The 18,932-nt window shown below is 70.7% G+C and carries 15 protein-coding genes, 1 other RNA gene and 1 pseudogene; 8 read left to right on the top strand and 9 right to left on the bottom strand.

The genetic code is table 11. The features are described from left to right. Positions 1-293 precede the first annotated feature (293 nt). Entirely contained in the window at positions 294-7,394 is a 7,101-nt protein-coding gene (locus ACL03I_RS14855; RefSeq protein WP_412806220.1) for an amino acid adenylation domain-containing protein, read from the top strand. 7 nt (positions 7,395-7,401) lie between these two features. Here the strand turns inward: ACL03I_RS14855 and ACL03I_RS14850 are convergent, their stop codons facing one another. After that, positions 7,402-8,217, bottom strand: a complete 816-nt coding sequence (locus tag ACL03I_RS14850) for a helix-turn-helix domain-containing protein (RefSeq protein WP_397281540.1) — start codon at positions 8,215-8,217, stop codon at positions 7,402-7,404. Positions 8,218-8,346: 129 nt separating this feature from the next. Between ACL03I_RS14850 and ACL03I_RS14845 the strand changes: the two genes are divergently transcribed. The 3 genes from ACL03I_RS14845 to ACL03I_RS14835 all read left to right on the top strand — a co-directional run bounded on the left by ACL03I_RS14845 (position 8,347) and on the right by ACL03I_RS14835 (position 10,612). Further along, a complete protein-coding gene (locus ACL03I_RS14845) occupies positions 8,347-8,754 on the top strand; it encodes a hypothetical protein (RefSeq protein WP_356965071.1) in 408 nt (135 codons plus the stop codon). 185 nt (positions 8,755-8,939) lie between these two features. Further along, positions 8,940-9,521 (top strand): GNAT family N-acetyltransferase, encoded by a 582-nt coding sequence (locus tag ACL03I_RS14840; protein ID WP_355072790.1) that lies wholly within the window; start codon positions 8,940-8,942, stop codon positions 9,519-9,521. Next, positions 9,518-10,612 carry a hypothetical protein gene (locus ACL03I_RS14835; RefSeq protein WP_412806219.1) on the top strand — a complete coding sequence of 365 codons (1,095 nt, stop codon included), beginning with the start codon at positions 9,518-9,520 and terminating at the stop codon, positions 10,610-10,612. The genes ACL03I_RS14840 and ACL03I_RS14835 overlap by 4 nt, the downstream gene beginning before the upstream one ends. Positions 10,613-10,616: 4 nt before the next feature. Here the strand turns inward: ACL03I_RS14835 and ACL03I_RS14830 are convergent, their stop codons facing one another. The 4 genes from ACL03I_RS14830 to ACL03I_RS14815 form a co-directional block, all read right to left on the bottom strand. Next, positions 10,617-11,078: a GNAT family N-acetyltransferase gene (locus ACL03I_RS14830; protein ID WP_412806218.1), complete on the bottom strand. Its 462-nt coding sequence runs from the start codon at positions 11,076-11,078 to the stop codon at positions 10,617-10,619. After that, positions 11,075-11,698, bottom strand: coding sequence for an NUDIX domain-containing protein (locus ACL03I_RS14825; protein ID WP_412806217.1), 624 nt, complete (start codon positions 11,696-11,698; stop codon positions 11,075-11,077). Before ACL03I_RS14825 ends, ACL03I_RS14830 begins: the two co-directional genes overlap by 4 nt. 32 nt (positions 11,699-11,730) lie before the next feature. Next, the gene (locus ACL03I_RS14820; RefSeq protein WP_355072797.1) at positions 11,731-12,018 is read right to left on the bottom strand and encodes a hypothetical protein; all 288 of its coding nucleotides are present in this window, start codon (positions 12,016-12,018) and stop codon (positions 11,731-11,733) included. A 93-nt stretch (positions 12,019-12,111) separates the two neighbouring features. Further along, complete coding sequence (locus tag ACL03I_RS14815) at positions 12,112-12,999, bottom strand: alpha/beta hydrolase (RefSeq protein ID WP_355072799.1); 888 nt, start codon at positions 12,997-12,999, stop codon at positions 12,112-12,114. A gap of 36 nt (positions 13,000-13,035) precedes the next feature. Here ACL03I_RS14815 and rnpB point away from each other — a divergent pair. Beyond that, positions 13,036-13,449, top strand: an RNA gene (gene rnpB / locus ACL03I_RS14810) — RNase P RNA component class A. Positions 13,450-13,545: 96 nt separating this feature from the next. Here rnpB and ACL03I_RS14805 read toward each other — a convergent pair. Next, positions 13,546-13,917, bottom strand: a complete 372-nt coding sequence (locus ACL03I_RS14805; protein ID WP_355072800.1) for a hypothetical protein — start codon at positions 13,915-13,917, stop codon at positions 13,546-13,548. 452 nt (positions 13,918-14,369) lie between these two features. Between ACL03I_RS14805 and ACL03I_RS14800 the strand changes: the two genes are divergently transcribed. The 3 genes from ACL03I_RS14800 (at position 14,370) to ACL03I_RS14790 (ending at position 16,615) form a co-directional block, all read left to right on the top strand. Then, positions 14,370-14,684: a hypothetical protein gene (locus ACL03I_RS14800; protein WP_228827325.1), complete on the top strand. Its 315-nt coding sequence runs from the start codon at positions 14,370-14,372 to the stop codon at positions 14,682-14,684. Positions 14,685-14,700: 16 nt separating this feature from the next. After that, positions 14,701-16,152, top strand: a complete 1,452-nt coding sequence (locus ACL03I_RS14795; RefSeq protein WP_355072802.1) for an RNB domain-containing ribonuclease — start codon at positions 14,701-14,703, stop codon at positions 16,150-16,152. A gap of 241 nt (positions 16,153-16,393) precedes the next feature. After that, the gene (locus ACL03I_RS14790; protein WP_412806216.1) at positions 16,394-16,615 is read left to right on the top strand and encodes a hypothetical protein; all 222 of its coding nucleotides are present in this window, start codon (positions 16,394-16,396) and stop codon (positions 16,613-16,615) included. On the opposite strand, the gene ACL03I_RS14785 is transcribed toward ACL03I_RS14790, so the two are convergent. From ACL03I_RS14785 to ACL03I_RS14775, 3 genes and pseudogenes are all read right to left on the bottom strand, one after another. After that, positions 16,605-17,468: a CHAD domain-containing protein gene (locus tag ACL03I_RS14785; RefSeq protein ID WP_412806297.1), complete on the bottom strand. Its 864-nt coding sequence runs from the start codon at positions 17,466-17,468 to the stop codon at positions 16,605-16,607. The two genes, ACL03I_RS14790 and ACL03I_RS14785, sit on opposite strands and share 11 nt — an antisense overlap. Before the next feature lie 45 nt (positions 17,469-17,513). Beyond that, positions 17,514-18,461: pseudogene (gene pip, locus ACL03I_RS14780) on the bottom strand (prolyl aminopeptidase); the annotation flags it as partial. A 13-nt stretch (positions 18,462-18,474) separates the two neighbouring features. Further along, on the bottom strand, positions 18,475-18,924 hold the full coding sequence (locus ACL03I_RS14775; protein WP_355072805.1) for a hypothetical protein: 450 nt from the start codon (positions 18,922-18,924) through the stop codon (positions 18,475-18,477). Between the last annotated feature and the right edge of the window lie 8 nt (positions 18,925-18,932).

Raw genomic sequence — 18,932 nt, 5'->3', positions numbered from 1 at the left:
TAACAACAGCAGAGTCGCGGCATCGGCAGTGCCGATGCCGTGATTCGCGATATCGATAACTGGATAAGTGTGGTAGCAGCTTTGCGTGTCAGCGATCAGGGTGGGCTCGAGTAGATCCGCGCACGGCCGGTGCCGCGACTGTCGCGATAGGAGTGACTGTGACATTCGAACCGAGTGCTACTTCCGAGAGACCCCCCGAAGCCTGGCCGGTCAGCGCGTACCAACGCGATGTCTTGTCGGTCGCCTACCGGTATGCCCCGGCGCCGGTCACCCGAAACGCCTACTGCGCGTTCATGGACGAACCGTTCGACATGGACCGGTTGCGGGCCGTGGTGCGCAGGGCGCTGCTCGCCGACGAGGCGCTGCGCCTGCGGTTCGAGTTCTCCGAAGGCCGCTTCTGGCAGTGGGTCTCCGACGAGCTACCCGAGGTCGAGCTGGTCGATCTCAGTTGGGCGTCGGACCCGGCCGCGGCGCGCCGCGACTGGGTGAACCGGGCCAATGTGACGCCGTCCCCGCCCCGGCAGCCGTTCCGGATCGCCGCGCTGGTCGACGGGCCCGACCACTTCCATCTCTACGTGGCGATGCACCACGCGATGATCGACGGCTGGGGCGTGAACGCGCTCTGGAGCGCCCTGGTCGACAACTACAGCCGCACCGACCTCTCGCTCGAGCAGCTCGCCGAGCCGGATCCGTTCACCGAGCAGACCGACCGCGGCGCGGCGACCTATCGCGAGATCGCCGCCGAGCACGAGGAGTATCTGTCCTCCCCGCAGTGGGTGGCGGACCGCGACGCGCTGGTGCGTCGCTTCGAGGGAGTGGTCCCCGCGCTGTTCTCCGGACGTGCGAGCACCCCCAACGTCGACCGGGGGCGGCGGCGCGTGGTGGTGGAACCCGCGTTTCTCGACCGCATTCGCGCCACCGGCTTCTCCGTCTTCGCGTTCACGGTTTCGGCGCTGGCCGCCTACCTGACCACCATTCACCGCTCCGAAGAGGTGGTGATCGGCGTCCCGATGCTCAACCGGCACAGCGCGGAGACCTTCCGCACCGCCGGGCACCGGACGAATGTGGTGCCCCTGCGCATCCGGGTCGACCCCGCCGAGCCGCTGTCGGCGGTCGCCTCGGAAGTGGCCGCGCAGATCCGGGAACTCAAGCGCTACGAGCGTTTTCCCTACGGTGACCTGGCACGTGCCCTCAGCAGCGATCCCACGGCGCCGCCGCTGTTCGACGTGGCGTACTCCTACATCAAGATGCCGCCGTCGGATCACCTCGACAAGATTCTCGGCACCCTCGACATCGTCAACCCGGGCACGGTGCTCGAGGCGCTGAACATTCTCGGCGTCGAGCACGCGCGCGACGGCTCGCTGAACCTCCAGCTGTACTACGACAAGGACGTCTTCGACGAGAATTTCCCGTTCGAGTCGGTCGTGCGCGGCGTCGGTGCGCTGGTGGTGGCGGCGCTGGACCGGCCTGAGGCGCCGATCTCGGACTTGCCGCTGATGTCGCGGCGGGAGCAGGCGGCCGTCGCCGCGTTCGAATCCGGACCGCGCGAGGAATTCCCGTACACGACGATCGACCGGCTGGTCGCCGACGCGGCCACGCGCCATCCGGACCGGATCGCGATCGAACCGGTCGCCGGGTCCGGGGAGCAGCCGCTGCGCTACGCCGAATTGTCCGCGCTGGCCGACGGTTTCGCCGCGAGGCTGCACGCATTGGGCGCGACCGGCAACGAATGCGTCCCGGTGGTACTGCCCCGCTCGACGGAGATGCTCGTCGCGATCTTCGGTGCGCTGCGGGCCGGTTGCGCCTATGTGCCGCTCGACCCCGACTTCCCGGCCGCTCGTATCGAGACCGTGCTCGCCGACTGCGGTGCACGATTCGTCGTGGCGGGGCCGGAGCATGGAGCGGTTTTCGACAGGCTGGGCGTCACGAGGATCACGGTGGCCGACACCGTCCCGGCGCGTGGTATCGAAAACGTCTCGCATCCAGCGGATCTCAGCTATCTCATCTACACCTCCGGTTCCACGGGCGTGCCCAAGGGCGTGATGATCGAGCACCGGTCGGTGGTGAACCGCCTGACCTGGATGCAGCGACGCTACCCCCTACACGACTCGGACGTGATCCTGCAGAAGACGCCGGTGACCTTCGACGTCTCGGTGTGGGAGCTGTTCTGGTGGGCGATCACCGGCGCCAAAGTGGCGCTGCTGGAACCTGGCGGCGAGCGCGATCCGCGCCGCATCGCCGACGCGATCGCCGCACACGGCGTGACGGTGCTGCACTTCGTGCCCTCTATGCTGGCCGCGTTCGTCGACGAACTCGCGGCCGACCCCGCCACGGTCGCCCGCATCGGCAGCGTGCGACGGGTCTTCTGCAGCGGCGAGGCGCTACCCCCGGCGCTCGTGCGCCGGTTCCACGCGGTCTTCGCCGCGGCCGGGGCGTCGGCGCCGCAGCTGGTGAATCTCTACGGACCGACTGAGGCCACCGTCGACGTCTCCTATTTCGACTGCCCCGCCGACGATCCGCTCGACGTGGTGCCGATCGGCCGCCCGATCGACAACATCGACTTGCTCGTGCTCGATCACATCGGCCGCCGGGTGCCGGTCGGCGTGCCGGGGGAGCTGAACATCGCGGGGGTGGGCGTGGCCCGCGGCTATCGCGGCAGGCCCGAGCTGACCGCGGCGGCGTTCGTCGACGATCGCGCGGTGCCGGGGCGTCGCCGGTACCGGACCGGTGACCTGGCGCGCTGGCTGCCGGACGGCAATCTCGAATACCTGGGTCGCTTCGACGATCAGGTGAAGATCCGCGGCAACCGGATCACCCTCGGCGAGGTGCAGAACGCGATGCTCGGCTGCGCCGGGGTCCGTGCGGCAGCCGTGGTGGACGAGGTCTCGGAAGCGCACGGCGTGCAACTGGTCGGCTATTTCGTCGGCGCCGACGTCTCCGGTGAGGAGATCGCCGCGCAGCTGGCGGCCCGGCTGCCCCGCTACATGGTGCCGTCGCGACTGATCCGGGTGGATCGGATTCCGCTGACTCGCAACGGGAAACTGGACCGGCGCGCCCTGGCCGAGCAGCTCGTCCTCGGCCACGGCGGCGAGCCGGTCGCGGGCGCGGAGCCGCGCACCGATGTCGAGACCAGGCTCGCGCAGGTCTGGCGCACCGTGCTGGGCGTCGAGTCGGTCGGCGTGCACGACAACTTCTTCACCCACGGCGGCGATTCCATCCTCGCGCTGGCCGTGCGCACCGCAGCCGAACGCGCCGGGCTCTACTTCGACGTGGACGCCTTCTACCAGGCGCCCACCATCGCGGAGCTGGCCGGCGTCGTGCGCGACGACCGCCACGACGAGCGTGGCCGCGTCGCCGCGCCCCTGGAGACGGTGCCGCTGATCGACCGCGCCGCGCTGCACCAGGCCGAGGACGCGTTCCCGGCAACGGCACTGCAACTGGGCATGCTGTATCACAGCATCGAGCGCGCCGACTCGGTCACCTACAAGGACGTGTTCCGCTATCGGCTCGAAGTACCCTGGGACGCCTCGCAATTCAGGGATGCCGTGGGCCGGCTGGTGCGGCGTCAACCCGCGCTGCGCTCGTCGTTCGAGCTGAGCAGGTATTCGGTTCCGTTGCAGATCGTGCATGTCGCGCCGCCCTACGAACTGGAGATCATCGATCTCGGCGAGATGGACGAGGCGGACGGCGAGGATCTGATCGAGATCTATCTCCAAGAGCGGGCCCACGCCCAGTACGACATCTCACGCGCTCCGCTGTTCGCGATCCGGGTGTTCGTCCGTCCCGGCTCGCAGCAGCCGGTCGGCACGGTGGACCTGGTGCTGAGCTTCCACCACGCCATCCTGGACGGCTGGAGTGTCGCCACGTCGGTGCTGGAACTGCTGCTGGACTACCTCCACCACATCGGCATGACTCGCAACCGGGTCGAGGCCACCCCGCATCCGGCCACCGTGCTCGCCGAGTACGCGCGGGCCGAGCAGAGCGCCGCGCGCGACAGCGCGGCCCGCGCGTACTGGCTGACCGCCCTGGAAGGCGCCGAACCCACCGCGCTCACCGCGCTGGGGGTGCACCAGCCGGTGGTGGCGGGCGTGCCGCAAGCGCGGGCGCTGGTGCCGCGCAGGCTGGCCGAACGGGTCTCCGCGTTCGCCACGCGCCACCAGGTGCCGGAGAAATCGGTGTATCTGGCCGCGCACTGCCTGGCGTTGCGGGCGCTGACCGGCCGCACGGACGTCACCACCGGCGTGGTGAGCCACGGTCGCCCGGACCGGGCGGGCGCCGAACGAGTGGCGGGCCTGTTCCTCAACACGCTGCCGATCCGGTTGGACGGCACCGCGACCACATGGCGCGCGGCGGTAGAGCAGATCGCGCGACGCGAACGCGAGGCCTACCCGTTCCGCCGCTACCCGCTGCGGTCGATCCTCGCCGACGGCGGGCCGGTCTTCGAGACGGCGTTCAACTTCGTCAACTACCACGTCTTCCAGCCCATGCTCGTGCTGGACGGCGTGCGCCTGCTCGACTTCGACGCTCGCGAGGAGACCAACTTCCAACTGCTGGTCACCGCGGCCACCGACCCGCGCGACGGCCGGATGTGGTTGCGGGTGGACGGCGACCACACGCTGACCGCCGAGCAGTGCGAGACCGTGGCGCTCACCCAGTTGCGCATGCTGGCCGGAATCGTCGCCGACCCGGACGCGGCGATCGACCGTGGCGTCGGCCCCGCGACCGCCCGCGACGTGGGCACGCTGGTGGCCGAGGCGGCCGCGCTCGACCCCACCCGCATCGCCCTGGCCGGTGACGAGGAATCGGTCACCTACGACGAGCTGATCGATCGCTCCGACCGGCTGGCCCGGCGCCTGGTCGGGCTCGGGGTGTCGCAGGGCGACCGGGTCGGCATCCTGATGGGGCGCCGCCCGCGGCTGGTGCTGCTCGTGCTCGCGCTGACCAGGATCGGGGCCGCGTGTGTTCCGCTGGATGTCAGCTACCCGCGAGCCAGGCTCAATCTGATGATCGACCGAGCCCGCCCGCACCGGGTGATCGCCGACACCGCCTATCGCGACATCGTCGACGACGCCGCCTTGGTGCTGGACACCGCCGCGCTCTTCGACGACTCCGTGCCCGACGCGGAAGTGGCGCTGCCCGACCACGTCTCGCCCGACGCGGTGGCCTACGTGCTGTTCACCTCCGGGTCGACCGGTGAGCCCAAGGGTGTCGCCATGCCGCATCGCGGCCTGACCTCCCTGGTGGACTGGCAGAATCGCGCGGCAACCGGCACCGGCCTGCTGAGCACACTGCAGTTGGCGCCGTTGAGTTTCGACGTCTCGTTCCAGGAGATCTTCACCACCCTCGCGGCCGGGTCCACCCTGCGGGTGAGTTCGGCGGATCTGCGATCGAACGTCGAGCAACTGCTGGCCACGGTGGTGGAAGAGGGCATCGAACGGCTCTTCCTGCCGTACGTGGCCTTGCAGGCGTTCGCCGAAGCGGCCGTGGCGCACCGGATGTTCCCGACCGAACTGAAGGTGCTGATCTCCTCCGGCGAGCAGCTGCGCATCACCGACGAGATCCGCGCCCTGTGCAAGGTGGTTCCCGGCCTGGTGCTGGAGAACCAGTACGGTCCCACCGAGTCCCACGTCGCGACCAAGTTCACGCTCACGGGTCCGGCCGACGAGTTCCCCGCGCTGCCGCCCATCGGGCGCGCCGTCGACGGCGACACCGTCGAACTACTCGACAGCGCCCTGCGGCCGGTGCCGGACGGCGTGATCGGCGAGATCTATCTCGGCGGCCGCAGCATCGCCCGCGGCTACGAGGGCAGGCCCGCGCTCACCGCGCAGCGGTTCGTCGCCACGCACGCGGGCGGAATCCGCTACCGCACCGGCGATCTCGGCGTCCGGCTGTTCTCCGGCGACATCGTCTGCCTGGGACGCAGCGACAGCCAGGTGAAGATCCGCGGGTTCCGGGTGGAGCCGGCCGAAGTCGAACTGTGCATCCTGAGCTTGGTCGAGAAGTTCCCCGGCATCACCGAGGCCGCCGTGGTGGCGCGCGGTTTCGGCGGCATCGACGGCTCGCTGATCGCGTTCCTGGTCGGCGCGCCCGAGCAGACCGACCTCGCGGCGTTGCGGCACGACCTGCGTTCGATGCTGCCCGCGCACATGGTGCCGTCGCGGTTCGCCTGGCTCGATGAGCTGCCCCGCACGCCCAGCGGCAAGCGCGACGACGCGACGCTGCGCGCCTACGGCGAGGACGCGACGGAAACCGTGTCGGCACGGCGGGAGCCCGCCGACGAGTACGAGCGGTCGGCGGTCGAACTGCTCGCCGAGTACGCGGGACTGCGCGCCATCGGTGTGGACGACGACTTCTTCGCGGCGGGCGGCACCTCGATCGGGGCGATGCGCGTGGTGATGGCGCTGTCGCGCCGGTGGGGCGTCGAGGTGCCGCTGGACGCGTTCATCGGCGCGCCCACCGCCGCCGGGATCGCCACCCTGGTGCGGGCGGGTGCCGTGCAACGCACATTCGACCCGCTGGTGCCGATCAGCGTCGGCGGCAGCAAGCCACCGCTGTTCCTGGTGCACCCGATCGGCGGCAACGTGCTGTGCTACCTGGCCCTCGCGCGTTATCTGGATCCGGATCGACCGATCTACGGGTTGCAGGCGGCAGGCGCGGATTCCGGTAGCGCCCCGGAGAAGACCATTCCCGCGATGACGGAGTCGTACCTGCAGGCGGTGCGGCGGGTGCATCCGAAGGGGCCGTATCACTTGGCGGGTTGGTCGTTCGGCGGCTACGTCGCGTTGGAGATGGCCCGCCAGCTGCCCGAGCACGAGGTCTCCAGTGTGACGCTGCTGGACACCATGGCGCTGCGCGCACGCACCCGGACCCCGATTCCGGAGGAGAAGCTCATCCGGTGGTTCTTCCTCGAGCTGCTGTGGTACGCGCGGGGAAGCCGCTCCGCCCTGGTCGATTTCGAGCCCGGCGTGCACAATTCCGAGGATCTGTTCGCGGCGATGCTGGCGGAGTCGGTGCGGTCGGGCATCCTGCCCGCCGACAGTTCGCCGCAGGCGATCCGGCGGCTCTACGAGGTGTTCTTCGCCAACTACTCGGCCATGCTGGACTACAAGCTCGAGCCGTACCAGCGCGACATCACGCTGCTGCGCGCCACCGAGGGCCTGCCGCCGGGCGTCGACCTGGCGCACAAGACCGTCGGCAGCATGTTCGACAGCGCCGACAACGGCTGGAAGCAGTACGCGGCGCGCCGGTTCACGGTGATCGACGTGCCGGGCGATCACCTGAACATGATGACCGAGCCGAACATCGGCGAGCTGGGGCTGCGGTTGGACGAGGTGCTGTCGGCCGCCGATCCGGACCTGGACCGCGAGTGGGACGAGTCCATGCTGGACGCCTGAGGTCCGCTCACGACTTCGCCGCGGCCGCCGCCCCGCGCAGCGCGGCCGCGGTGAAGTCGTCCAGGGGATAGAACAATTCGATGGCCAGCTCCGACAGCGTCACGTCGGCCGGAGCGCCGAAGGTCGCCATCGTGCTGAACATCGACAGTTCGCCCGCCGGGGTGCTGATCCGGATCGGCACCTCGAACGGGCTGGACGGTATGCCGGTCCGCGCCTGCGCGTCCGTCCCCGGCGGATCGGGGTAGGCGGAGACCTCGTCGTAGAGTGCGGTCAGTTCCGTGTCACCGCTCGCGCTGACCTGCCTGGCCAGCCGCTCCAGGAACAGCTCGCGCACCTGGGTGCGGTTGGCCAACCGGGCCGAGAGCCCGTCCGGGTGCAGCACCAGCCGGTAGACGTTGGGCCGGGGCGCGCGGACGTGCTCGGGGACGCCGTCCATCAGCACGCTCATCGCCGCGTTGCCCACCACCACGTTCCACAGCCGATCGATGACCACCGCCGGATACGGTTCGTGGGCGGTCAGCATGGCGTCCAGCGCGGAGCGGACCGACGCGAGATGGGCGTCGTCGAGGCTGCTCTCCCGGTAGGCGGGCGCGAAACCGGCCGCGACGAGCAGGGTATTGCGTTCGCGCAGCGGCACCTCCAGCGTGTCGCACAGCCGCAGCACCATCGCCCGGCTCGGCGCGGCTCGGCCGGTCTCCACGTAGGACAGGTGCCGCGCCGAGGTGTCCGCGGCCAGCGCCAGGTCGAGCTGGCTCAGCCTGCGCCGTTGCCGCCATTCCCGCAGCAGGATGCCCGCTCTCGACTGTGTCCGCACCGAAGTCACCCGGTCAGCTAAGCATCCCGGCGCGCGGTGCGGCCATGACCTCGGAGGTTATTGAGACGCCCATCTCCGGGCAGCAGGGTTGGTGCCGGGAGCCGATCGGCCCCGCCGGATCGACCACGGGAGTACGACATGAGACCCACCACCCTGGCTCGCCGCGACGGCGGCGCCGCGTTCCTGTGCTCCGCATTGCGCGTGGACGGCTGGAGCACCGGGATCTTCGGCGGGGTGTTGCTCGCCGGAGCCGGACTGCTGCGCGACCCGCTCGGGGTACCGACGGGCTGGAGCCTCGCGTTCGGCGTCGTCATGCTCGGCGGCGCGCTCGCGTTGCTGTCGATCGCCCGGCGCCCGGCGGTCGCCGCGCGCTACGCGGGGGCGGTGGTCACGGTCAACGCGCTCTCCGCGGCGGGGATGATCGGGCTGGCCGGTTCGGGATTCTTCGCGTTGACCGGGCTCGGCCTCGCATTCCTACTCGTCGGAGCGGCGGCGGTGGCGACCTTCGCCGGGCTGGAGTTCGCCGGACTGCGCAGGCTCGGGTGAGCGCCGTGCTCGACGACGACCGGTCCCGCCGCGCCGACGAAGCGACCCGCGCGACTGCTCCGGACACCCTTGCCGGTTCGAGGTTGCGAGGATCGGGTTGCCCGTCGCCGATGTCGCGGTGACAGCGCCTCGCCGTGGTCGAAATCCGTTGTGCACGAGGTCTTCGACCCGGTAGAGACATGCGGATGGACGTCTCGATACCCAGGATCAGATCGCTCGCGCCCGATGACTGGGCGGTGTTCCGGCGCGTCCGGCTCGCGGCGCTGACCGACGCGCCGCAGTTCTTCGGTACCACCCTGGCCGAGGCGCGGGCCCGCACCGAAAGCGACTGGCGGCGCGCCCTGTCGGACCGGGTGCAGTTCGTGGCGGAGTCGGGCGGGACCGAAGTGGGCACCGTCGCGGGCATGCTCGACCCGGAACGCGGTGGCGTGCACCTGATCTCGATGTGGGTGGCGCCGCGGGCACGGGGGACCGGCGTGTCCGACCGGCTGGTCGGCGCGGTGCTCGACTGGGCGGTCGCGGGCGGACACGACGTCGTCCGTTTGGAGTTCGCCGAGCACAATGCCTTCGCGGAGCGGCTGTATCTGCGCAATGGCTTCGTGCGGACCGGGGTGAGCGGGCCCATGGCCCCGGGCGACCCGCGACGGGAATTCGAGATGGCGTGGCGGCCGTCCCGTTTGTCCGCCCCTTCGCAGGGTATCCGGGCCGCGACGGCATCCGAGACGCCCGTCCCGCACCGCGACGCCGAGCACAGGAGACAGCCATGAACAAGCGCAAGCCCACGGACAAGGGACCCGACGACGTGCAAGACACCGCCGACGTCTCCGGTGGCCGGTCGGCCGGAACCGGGCAACCGGCCGAGGGTGCGGCGCACGGGGGCCGGGAGCCGGAGCCGGGCGCCACTCGGCGCGCGGCGGGCACGCCCGGCGACTCCGACGAAGGCGGCGCGGGAGTGTCGGCCACGGGGAGTGCGGCGCAGGTCTCGGAAGACGCGTCCGTGCAGGCGGGCGGCGCCGCCGACGCGGCGGCGACGGTGACTTCGGGGGAGGTTCCGACCGGCACGGCCCCGCAGGCGGGCAGCACGCCTGATGCAGGGGAGTCCGTGACTGCCGGTACGGCCTCGCGGGCAGGCAGCGCGTCTGGTGCGGAGGAGCCGCTGTCTTCAGGGGAGGTCCCGACCGGCACGGCCCCGCAGGCGGGCAGCACGCCTGATGCGGGGGAGTCCGTCACGACCGGTACGGCCTCGCGGGCAGGTAACGCGTCTGGTGCGGAGGAGCCGCTGTCTTCGGGGGAGGTCCCGACCGGCACGGCCCCGCAGGCGGGCGGCACGCCTGATGCGGGCGAGTCCGTGAGTACCGGCGCGGCCCCGCAGGCGGACCACGCGCCCGGTGCGGCGGAGCCGGTGTCTTCGGCGGAGATTGCGACCGGTGCGGCCCCGCAGACTGGCGGTACCGCCGATGCGGCGGCGGTGTCTTCGGCGGCGGCTGCGCAGGCGGGCCGCATGACTGGTGCGGCGGAGCCGGTGACTCCGGCCGATGCGGCTGCGCAGGCGGGTAGCGCTCCTGGTGCGGCGGAAAAGCCGGAACCGGGGCCGGAATCCACTGGGAGGCACGCGGCCGGAGCCGGGAGTCGTGAGCAGACGCCGGTCGGGGAGTCGGTTCGACGCGCGGCCGAGCGCGCCGAACGAGTCCAGGCGGACGCCGCCACCGCCGCCGAACGCGGCGCGGCGGGAATTCCCGGCCCGGTGGCGCACCCGGGCCGCACCCTGTTGGAGACGCTCCGCGACAAGCCCGTCCTCGCTGCGATTCCCGCCTCGGTCCTGGCTTTCATTTTCTGGCGCGCGTTCCGTCGAGGCTGACCCCTTACACGCGCCGCCGGTAGAACTGCCGAGATCCGCCCTCTGGCCCGGGATCCGCCTCCTCCGCGGGATGGAAGCCCAGGTTCTCGTAGAACGCGCGCGCACCACTGGCGACCGCGCCGGGATGGTCGGGCCCGAAGGTGACCACTTCGAGCGTGCCGGGAGTCGGCACGTAACGGCGGATCGCGTCCGTGGTCAGCGCCCGGCCGATCCCGTGCCCGCGCGCCTGTTCCGCGACGACCAGCCAATGCACCCGGTAGGTCGGCGGGTTCGAGCCGAACAGGATGCCGCCGAGCTCTTCCGCCCCCGCGGACCGGGCGACGAGCGCCGTACCGTGCCGCACGTGCCGCAGCACCGCGGCGCGAAATCCGGCATCGTCGGCGGACGCGCCGAACCAGTGCTCGACCTGCCCCGCCAGTTCGAGAAAACCGGCGAGGTCGTCCTCTCGCGCAAGCCTGACAATCATCCGCGCCATCGTGACACCATCGGCCGCCGCCGTCGACTCGAAGGGACCTCAGTCGGCGGCGGGTCGCAGAGCGATGTCGAGCTTGGTGCGGAAACGTCCGAAGTGCGGGTCGGTGTCGTGGCGGGCGAATCCGTCCAGTTCCCACCATCGTTCACCGTCGAACTCGCGCGGATCCAGGGCGTGGCCGTCGGCGCGGTCACCGCGGATGACATACCAGAGGCTGACGTCCTCGTGACCGGAGTCCGAGCCGACCGTGGTGGTGACGGTGAGGAACAGCGGGTCGGGCCCGATGACGTCGAATCGGGCCTCGACGCCGATCTCCTCGGCGCTTCTCGCCGCGCGGTATCGAGCGGATGCTCGCCCGGATCGACGTGCCCTCCGGTCGGCAACCACAACCCGGCAAGGCGATGCTTGCCCAGCAGCACCGCCCGTGCCGCCGGATCGACCAGCACGACATAGCAGACCAGGTGCCGCGGCGGGGTCGCCGGTCTGGCCCGCCGGAAGATGTCGTCGGTCGACGCGAGCCACGCCAGCGTCGTGTCGATGTGCCGTCGCTCGAGCTCGTCGAGGGGCGCGATCCGACGCACGATCTCGGCGACCGCGGCGGTGGAGGGCTGCATGGCACGGACAGTAGCGCCGGGCACCGACAGGTTCAGCCGTCCAGCACAACGGGTTTCAGCCGGGCCGTGTACGCCGCGGCGCGGTCGAGCGCGTCGGCGGCCGCCGCGAGTTCGATCAGCGCTTCTTCGAAGACTTCGCGTGCCCCGGCGACGCAGTAGCCGGGGGTGGTGAGCGCGCCGATCCCGTCGGTGTCGATCAGCAGCCCGGAATCCGGCAACGCGCCGTAGTCGTCGGCCAGCGCCGCGAGGTCGCGCCGCAACTCGCGTACCCGGTGCAGCAATCGGCCGCGCCGTTGTTCCAGGATCAAGGGATCGATCATCGGTGCCTCGTTTCGATCGACGCGTGCTCTTTCGCAATCTACCGAGCGCGGCACCGATGTGCGGCCCGGCCGCCGGGCCGGGCCGCGAACGCCCTATGGTCGCAGCACCGACACCAAGAATTCGGTTTGGTCGTACACGGTCTTCTCGAAGACCTCGTCGAAATAGATGTCGAAATGCTTGGCGGGATAACGTTTCACCACCGCGTGCTTGGTGCGTTCGGCGGCGCGCAGCGCCGATTTCACCGGCGCGACGGAATCGTCATCGCACAGCGCGTACAGCACCGGCATCTTCAGTGCCTTCGCGCGCCGCGCGGGTGCGTCGAAGAGTGCCGAGAACGCTACTCGCGCGGCCACTTTCGGCTCATAGGTCTCGCTCTCGTCGGTCAGCCTGCGGAAGCCGTCCGGTACGTCGGGCGCGCTCATCAGCGCCGCGGCGCCGCGGCGTCCGGCCAGCCGAATGCCGACCGGCTTGCGCCGGAGCGTTCCGAGCAGCAGGTCGGTGGCCGCGATGGTGGTGACCTTGACCAGGCTGATCGGCCCCTTGGCCAACGCCGAGGACAGGCCGCTGGTGAACGGCACCTGCGCGACCACGGCCGCGATGTAGGCATCGTCCGGTGCGACCGAAAGCACGTGGCCGCCGCCGAACGACGTGCCCCACAATGCGATCCGGGTCGCGTCGATGCCGCGCAGCGTGCGCGCGAACGCGATGGCGGCATGCCAGTCCGCGCGCTGGCGCGCGATGTTCAGCAACTGGCGCGGCGTGCCTTGACTTGCGCCGAAATGCCGATAGTCGAATACCAGGACCGCCATTCCCGCGGCGGCGAAACGCCGCGCGTACCGATCCAGTCCCATTTCCCGATTGGCCCCCAGGCCGTGTCCCATCACCACTAGCGGGCGGGGTTTGGGTGCGCCGTCCGGGCGATATAGCCACGCCGCGCACTGTTCGCTTCCGGATGGGAAGCCGACCTCGACACGTTCCATGGCCATCAACCGTACCCAGTATCCTGTTCTGGCGGACGAGTTGGTCGGGCGGCCGCGGCGCTGGGAACGGGCACGGCTGTGCCGCCGCCCGGCGCCGAGGAAAGTCCGGACTCCACAGAGCAGGGCGGTTGTTAACGGCAACCCGGGGTGACCCGCGGGAAAGTGCCACAGAAAAGAGACCGCCCACGGCCTAGCGGTCGTGCGGTGAGGGTGAAACGGTGCGGTAAGAGCGCACCAGCGCCCCGGGTGACCGGGGCGGCTCGGTAAACCCCGCCCGGAGCAAGGTCGAAGGCCGCACCGGTTACGGTGCGGCTGCGCAGGCGCTCGAGGGCTGCTCGCCCGAGCCTGCGGGTGGACCGCTCGAGGTACCCGGCAACGGAGTGCCCAGATGGATGGCCGCCTCCCGGCTCAGGCCGGGGACAGGATCCGGCTTACAGACCAACTCGTCCGCCCGCCGGCGCGTGCTCCGCACTCCGGCTCTACTCCGCGCGAGGTCGCGTTCCGCGAGCTCGGCGGGTGTGCGAAGCACGCCGGTATAGCGCGGGGTCAGCACATCAGTTTGGCCATTTGGTAGATCGCCTTGGCTTCCTCGGCGCTGGGCTGGGTGGCGCCGCCCGCGCGCTTGGTGATGTTCTTGACGACGTCGTCCTCGGATTTGCCCGCTTTGATGTCCCCGCAGGTTTCGGTCAGGATGCTCGCGATCTTCGCGTCGTCCTTGCCCTCGGCCAGCTTGGGGAACGCGCCGCGGAAGCTGACGAGGAACGCGCCCGCCTTCACGCTGTCGACCTGGGCGGCGGCCTGTGCCGCCGTGGTGGTGGCGGACGAGGTGGCATTGCTGGTCTTGTCGTCCCCGCACCCGGTGAGGAGCAGGGCGAAGAGGGTGGCGCTGGCCGCGATGGCGGCGGTAGTTCTTGTCACGGAGCGGCATGCTAGCCGCCTATAACCACCGCCGCCTCCCGTCAGGTTAACGGGAGGCGACGAGCAGTGGGAAAAAGAATCGCGCGGTCAGATCGGGTTGATCACGAAAACCTGCGCCCAGTACGCGGCCTGCTCCGGGCCCAGCAGCGGCAAGAGGTAGTCGAACAAAATCGATGACATAGCTGTGGAGCTCCCAAATTGTCGACGTGCGGGACATATCCAAACGTGCGGGCGAACCCACGCCCGTCACGGCGGGCCACGTTAGCAGCGCCGCCCGGGTCGTGTCGCGGGGCGAGAATTTCCGCTGTCCGATTCGTGCGGAACTGGCCCTGATCGTGATCGACGTCATAAAGTAGTCGCCGTTGGTAAGGGCCGGTGCGGGGCAGCACCGGGCCATTCATACTTCGATCGCGGGAAAGCAGGTCTCAACACATATGCGAGTAGTTCGCTCCATGGTCGCCGGCGCATTGGTCGCAGGCGCCGCTTCGGTTTTCGCGGTGCTGGGTGCGGGGTCGGCCGGCGCGGTCGCGGTCACCCCGCTGCCGGGCGGGGTTCAGGTCGACCTGAGTCCCGCCGACACGGTATGGGTGCACCAGAATCATGTCGGTCTGGCTATCGCCGGGCTGCCGCATCCGTCCGCCGCCTCCTTCGGCGAGGCGCTGGACGCGGCGGCTCAGGTGTCGTCCTCGGTGCCGAACGGCCGGGTCACGTTCACCGTCTACGGGCCGTTCGACCAGTTGAACGGCTCCATGCTGGCGCTGCAGTAGGACTCGGCGCCGCAGCGTGGAACTCCACCAGCGGATCGTGTCGGCGCCGGTCGATTTCGGCGCCATCCGGTCCGAGTTCGGCTTGGCCTCGGCGTACCCCGCCGAGGCCAGTGCCGAGGCCCGCGACGCGGTCGACGCGTTCGCGGGCAACCGGGTCGATCGCACGGACATCCCGTTCGTGACGATCGACCCACCCGGGGCCATGGATCTGGACCAGGCCCTGCATATCGAACGCGGCCCCGGCGGCTTCCTCGTGCATTACGCCATCGCCGACGTGGGCGCCGTGATCTTCCCCGACGGCGCGCTCGCCAAAGAGTCCGGCGCCAGGGGCCAGACCTTCTATCTTCCCGACGGCACCGTGCCGCTGCACCCACCTGCGTTGTCGGAAGGGTCCGCCAGCCTGCTTCCGGACCGGACGCGCCCGGCCGCGCTGTGGACAATCGAACTCGACGAGCAGGCCGAACCGGTGCGGTACTCGGTTGTCCGCGCCCTGGTGCGCTCCCGTGCCCGGCTCGACTACTCCCGTGTGCAGGCCGACGCGGAGTCGGGTCGGCTGCATCCCTCGATCGCGGCCCTGCCGGAATTCGGCACGCGGCGCATCGAGGCGGGGCTGGCGCGCGGCGCGATCGGGCTGCGGTTGCCCGCGCAAAGCGTGGTCCAGGACGAGCACGCCGACGGGCACTGGCGCCTGGTGGTGGAACCGCGCACCGCCGCCGACGACTGGAACGAGCAGGTCTCGCTGCTGACCGGCATGTGCGCGGCGCGGATCATGCTGGACGGGCACGCGCCCGCACTGGACCGGGTCGCGCTGCTGCGCACCATGCCGCCACCGTCGGAATCCGCGATCGAGTCGATGCGCCGGACCGCGCAGGCGCTGGGCGTGGCCTGGCCCGACGGCGAAGCTGTCGGCCGGATGCTGGCCCGGCTGGACACCGGCACTCCCGCGGCACTGGTCCTGATGTCCGAGGCGACGAGCTTGCTGCGCGGCGCCTCCTACACCGTCGTCGACGGCGCGGCAGGAGCGCCGCACGCGCCGGAAGCTCTGCGGCACAGCGCGATCGGCGCGCCGTACGCGCACGTCACCGCTCCGCTGCGGCGGTTGTCGGACCGGTTCGCGACCGAGATCTGCCTGGCCCGGTGCGCGGGGGCCGAGGTGCCGCGCTGGGTGCGGGAGGGGCTGGTGAGCGCCGCCGAGACCATGCGGCGCAGCGACAGCGTCGCGGGCAAGATCGAACGCGCCTGCATCGACCTGACCGAATCGACCCTGCTCGCGCCACGTACCGGAGCGACGTTCGACGCCGTCGTGGTGCGCGAGGCCAACGGCAACCGGCCCGCCGTGGTCTTCGTCGCCGACCCGCCGGTGCTGGGCCCGTGTGAGGGGAAACCGCCGGAAGGCGAGACCGTGCGGGTGCGGCTGCTGTCGGCCGACCCGAGGGAACGGAAGGTGTCCTTCACCTACCCTGCGTGAACGGCAGCGGCGGCCGCGCCGTACACGACCTCGTCTCGCGACGTGCCGATGAGCAGAGGTCTGCACTGCGGCCGACCGTGGGTTGCGGCCGTGTTGTCGACTGTGGGCCAGCGAGCCGTGTTGTCGACTGTGGGCCAGCGAGCTGGGTTGACCGACCGTGGGCCAGCGAGCTGGGTTGACCGACCGTGGGCCAGCGAGCTGGGTTGACCGACCGTGGGCCAGCGAGCTGGGTTGACCGACCGTGGGCCAGCGAGCTGGGTTGATCGACCGCGGGCGGGTGGCCGCGTTGCCGACCGGACACGAGGCGGCCCGAATTGCCGACTCCGGACGCGCGGCCGCGTCGTATCCCGGCCGCGGACGACCGCTACCGGTCACGGCACCGCCCGCGGCGCTGCTGGTCGGCGAACGCGGTGATCGGCTCGTCTCGACCGGCTCAGCGCCGGGACACCGGATCACCCCGTGATGACGGCCGCTCCGAACAGCGCCGCGGCGGTGGCCGGATAGCGGCTCAGTTCACGGCCCGCCGCGGCGTCCTCCGTGGCCGCCAGGGCCTCGTATAGGCCGGCACGCTCGCCCGCCGCCGCGGCCTCGGCCGCCCGGTGCAGGATCGCGTCGTGCGACTCCACCGCGTCCCGATGGTCGCCGAGCACGGTCTGCAGCTTCTTCGCCCGGACGCCGCGATCGGCGGCGTCGTCGCCGAGGACCTGCTGCGCCGCCTCGCACGAGTACCGCAGCCGCTTGGCGCTCTTGCGGATGTCGTGCAGCAGTTCCACCCGTTCGAGCGGATCGACGGTGGGCTCGGCGCGGATCAGGGATTCCACCCGGTCGAGGTCGCGCCGCAGCACCTCCCGGAACACGTCCGGCGCCGCCGCGTCGGCGCGTGAGTGGCGCAGCGGCGGGTCGGTGCGCCATCGGGACAGCTCGTCGCGCAGCGCGCGGTAGCGGGCGCCGTCCAACGCGGTCAGCACCTCGTCGTGCGCCGCGCGATAGCGCTCCCGCTCGGCGTCGACCAGCCGCGCGGTGACCGCGTCGAGCTCCGCCGGGTCGGCTCGCTCGGCATGATCGGCCAGCAGCGTGGCGAACCGATCGGCGCGCACCTCCGCGTCCCGCGCTTCACCGAGCAACCCGGCCAGCCACTTGAGTTCCGCGCCCATCGCGGCGGCGGGCTTCTTGGCGAGCAGTTTGCCGTAGGACCGCAACACGCTGCGCAGCCTGCGGGTGGCCACCCGCATCTGATGGACCGAGTCCTCCGCGTCCGCGCGGACCTCGGGTTCGGCGGCCGCGAGCCGGTCGATGTCCTCGCGCAACGCGTCCACCAGAGCGGACCCCGCCGTGATCACCGTGCTGGTCCGCGCTTTCGCGAATCGGTCGGTGGCCTCGACCAGGTGATGTGTGATGCCGGGCTCGTTCGCCGCGTGCCCCGCGTCGTCGACGATGTGCAGGACCGACCCGGGCCAGGCTCGGTGCAACTCCCACGCGCTGACCGCGGGACAGACGATGTCGTGGCGGCCCTGCACGAGCACGGCCGGGATGTGCGCGATGGCGTCGATGTCACGCAGCAGCTGGCCCTCTTCGAGGAACCCGCCGTGCCGGAAGTAGTGATTCTCGATCCTCGCGAACGCCAGCGCGAATCGCGGCTCGGACGTCTCGGCCACCCGATCCGGATGCGGCAGCAGCGAACTCGTCGCGCCCTCCCAGCTGGACCAGGCGATCGCGGCCGTGCGGGCGATGTCTTCGTCGGCCGAGTGCAGCAGGCGGTGGTAGACCTCGACCAGGTCTTGATCGCGTTCGTCTTCGGGCACCGGCGCGAGGAACTTCTCCCACTCGTCCGGATAGACGCAACCCGCCGCGCCGTTGTAGTACCAGTCGATTTCCTTGCGGCGCAACAGGAAGATGCCGCGCAACACCAGTTCGGTCACCCGATCGGGGTGTCGCTGCGCGTAGGCCAGCGCGAGCGTGGAGCCCCAGGAACCGCCGAACACCTGCCAGCGATCGATGCCGAGATGTTCGCGCAGCCTCTCGATGTCGGAGATCAGGTGGCCGGTGGTGTTGTGTTCCAGACTCGCGCCGTCGGCCAGGTGCGGAGTGGAGCGGCCGCAACCACGCTGGTCGAACAGCACGATCCGGTAGGCGGCCGGATCGAAGAAGCGCCGATGGAACGGCGCGGTGCCGCCGCCGGGCCCACCGTGCAGGAAGACGACCGGCTTACCGGCCGGATCGCCGCTGACTTCCCAGTAGACCGACTGACCGTCGCCGACGGCGAGCATGCCGGAGTCATGCGGCTCGATCTCGGGATAGAGGGTGCGCATCCGGCCGCCCGGCTCAGAACGCCAGACCAGAGGCCAGATCCGGGATGCCGAGCGCCTCCACGGCCTGCTGACGGACATCCGGGCAGCTCTTGACGGTGGCGCGGTCGACGATCGGCTTGTCGGCCAGAACCGCGCCGTTGATGCCGCCGTTGCGCAGCGCCCACTCGTGCACCAGGGCGTTCAGCCCGATCTTGCCCAGGGTCCCGCCCTGGATCCGCCAGTTGGACAACTCCGGCCGGATCATGTCGCACAGCTGGGTCGCGGCCGCGTCGGAGATCTCCGGGCTCGTCGGCGTGACGCGGCCGGAGGTCGTGCCAGGAGCGGCGGTGGCCGACACCGTGGTGGAACTCGAGCTGCCGGTGGGCGCCGGGCCCGAGTCGCTGCCGCAAGCGGTCAACGCGGCGGCGGTGAGAGCGCCCGCCACCAGCAGGGTGCTGCGTGAAATCCAACGGCTGTACGGCATGGGTACCT

Origin of the sequence: Nocardia sichangensis, assembly GCF_047200615.1 — a bacterium.
Lineage (GTDB): Bacteria > Actinomycetota > Actinomycetes > Mycobacteriales > Mycobacteriaceae > Nocardia > Nocardia sichangensis.
This window is presented reverse-complemented; position numbering and strand designations above follow the sequence as displayed.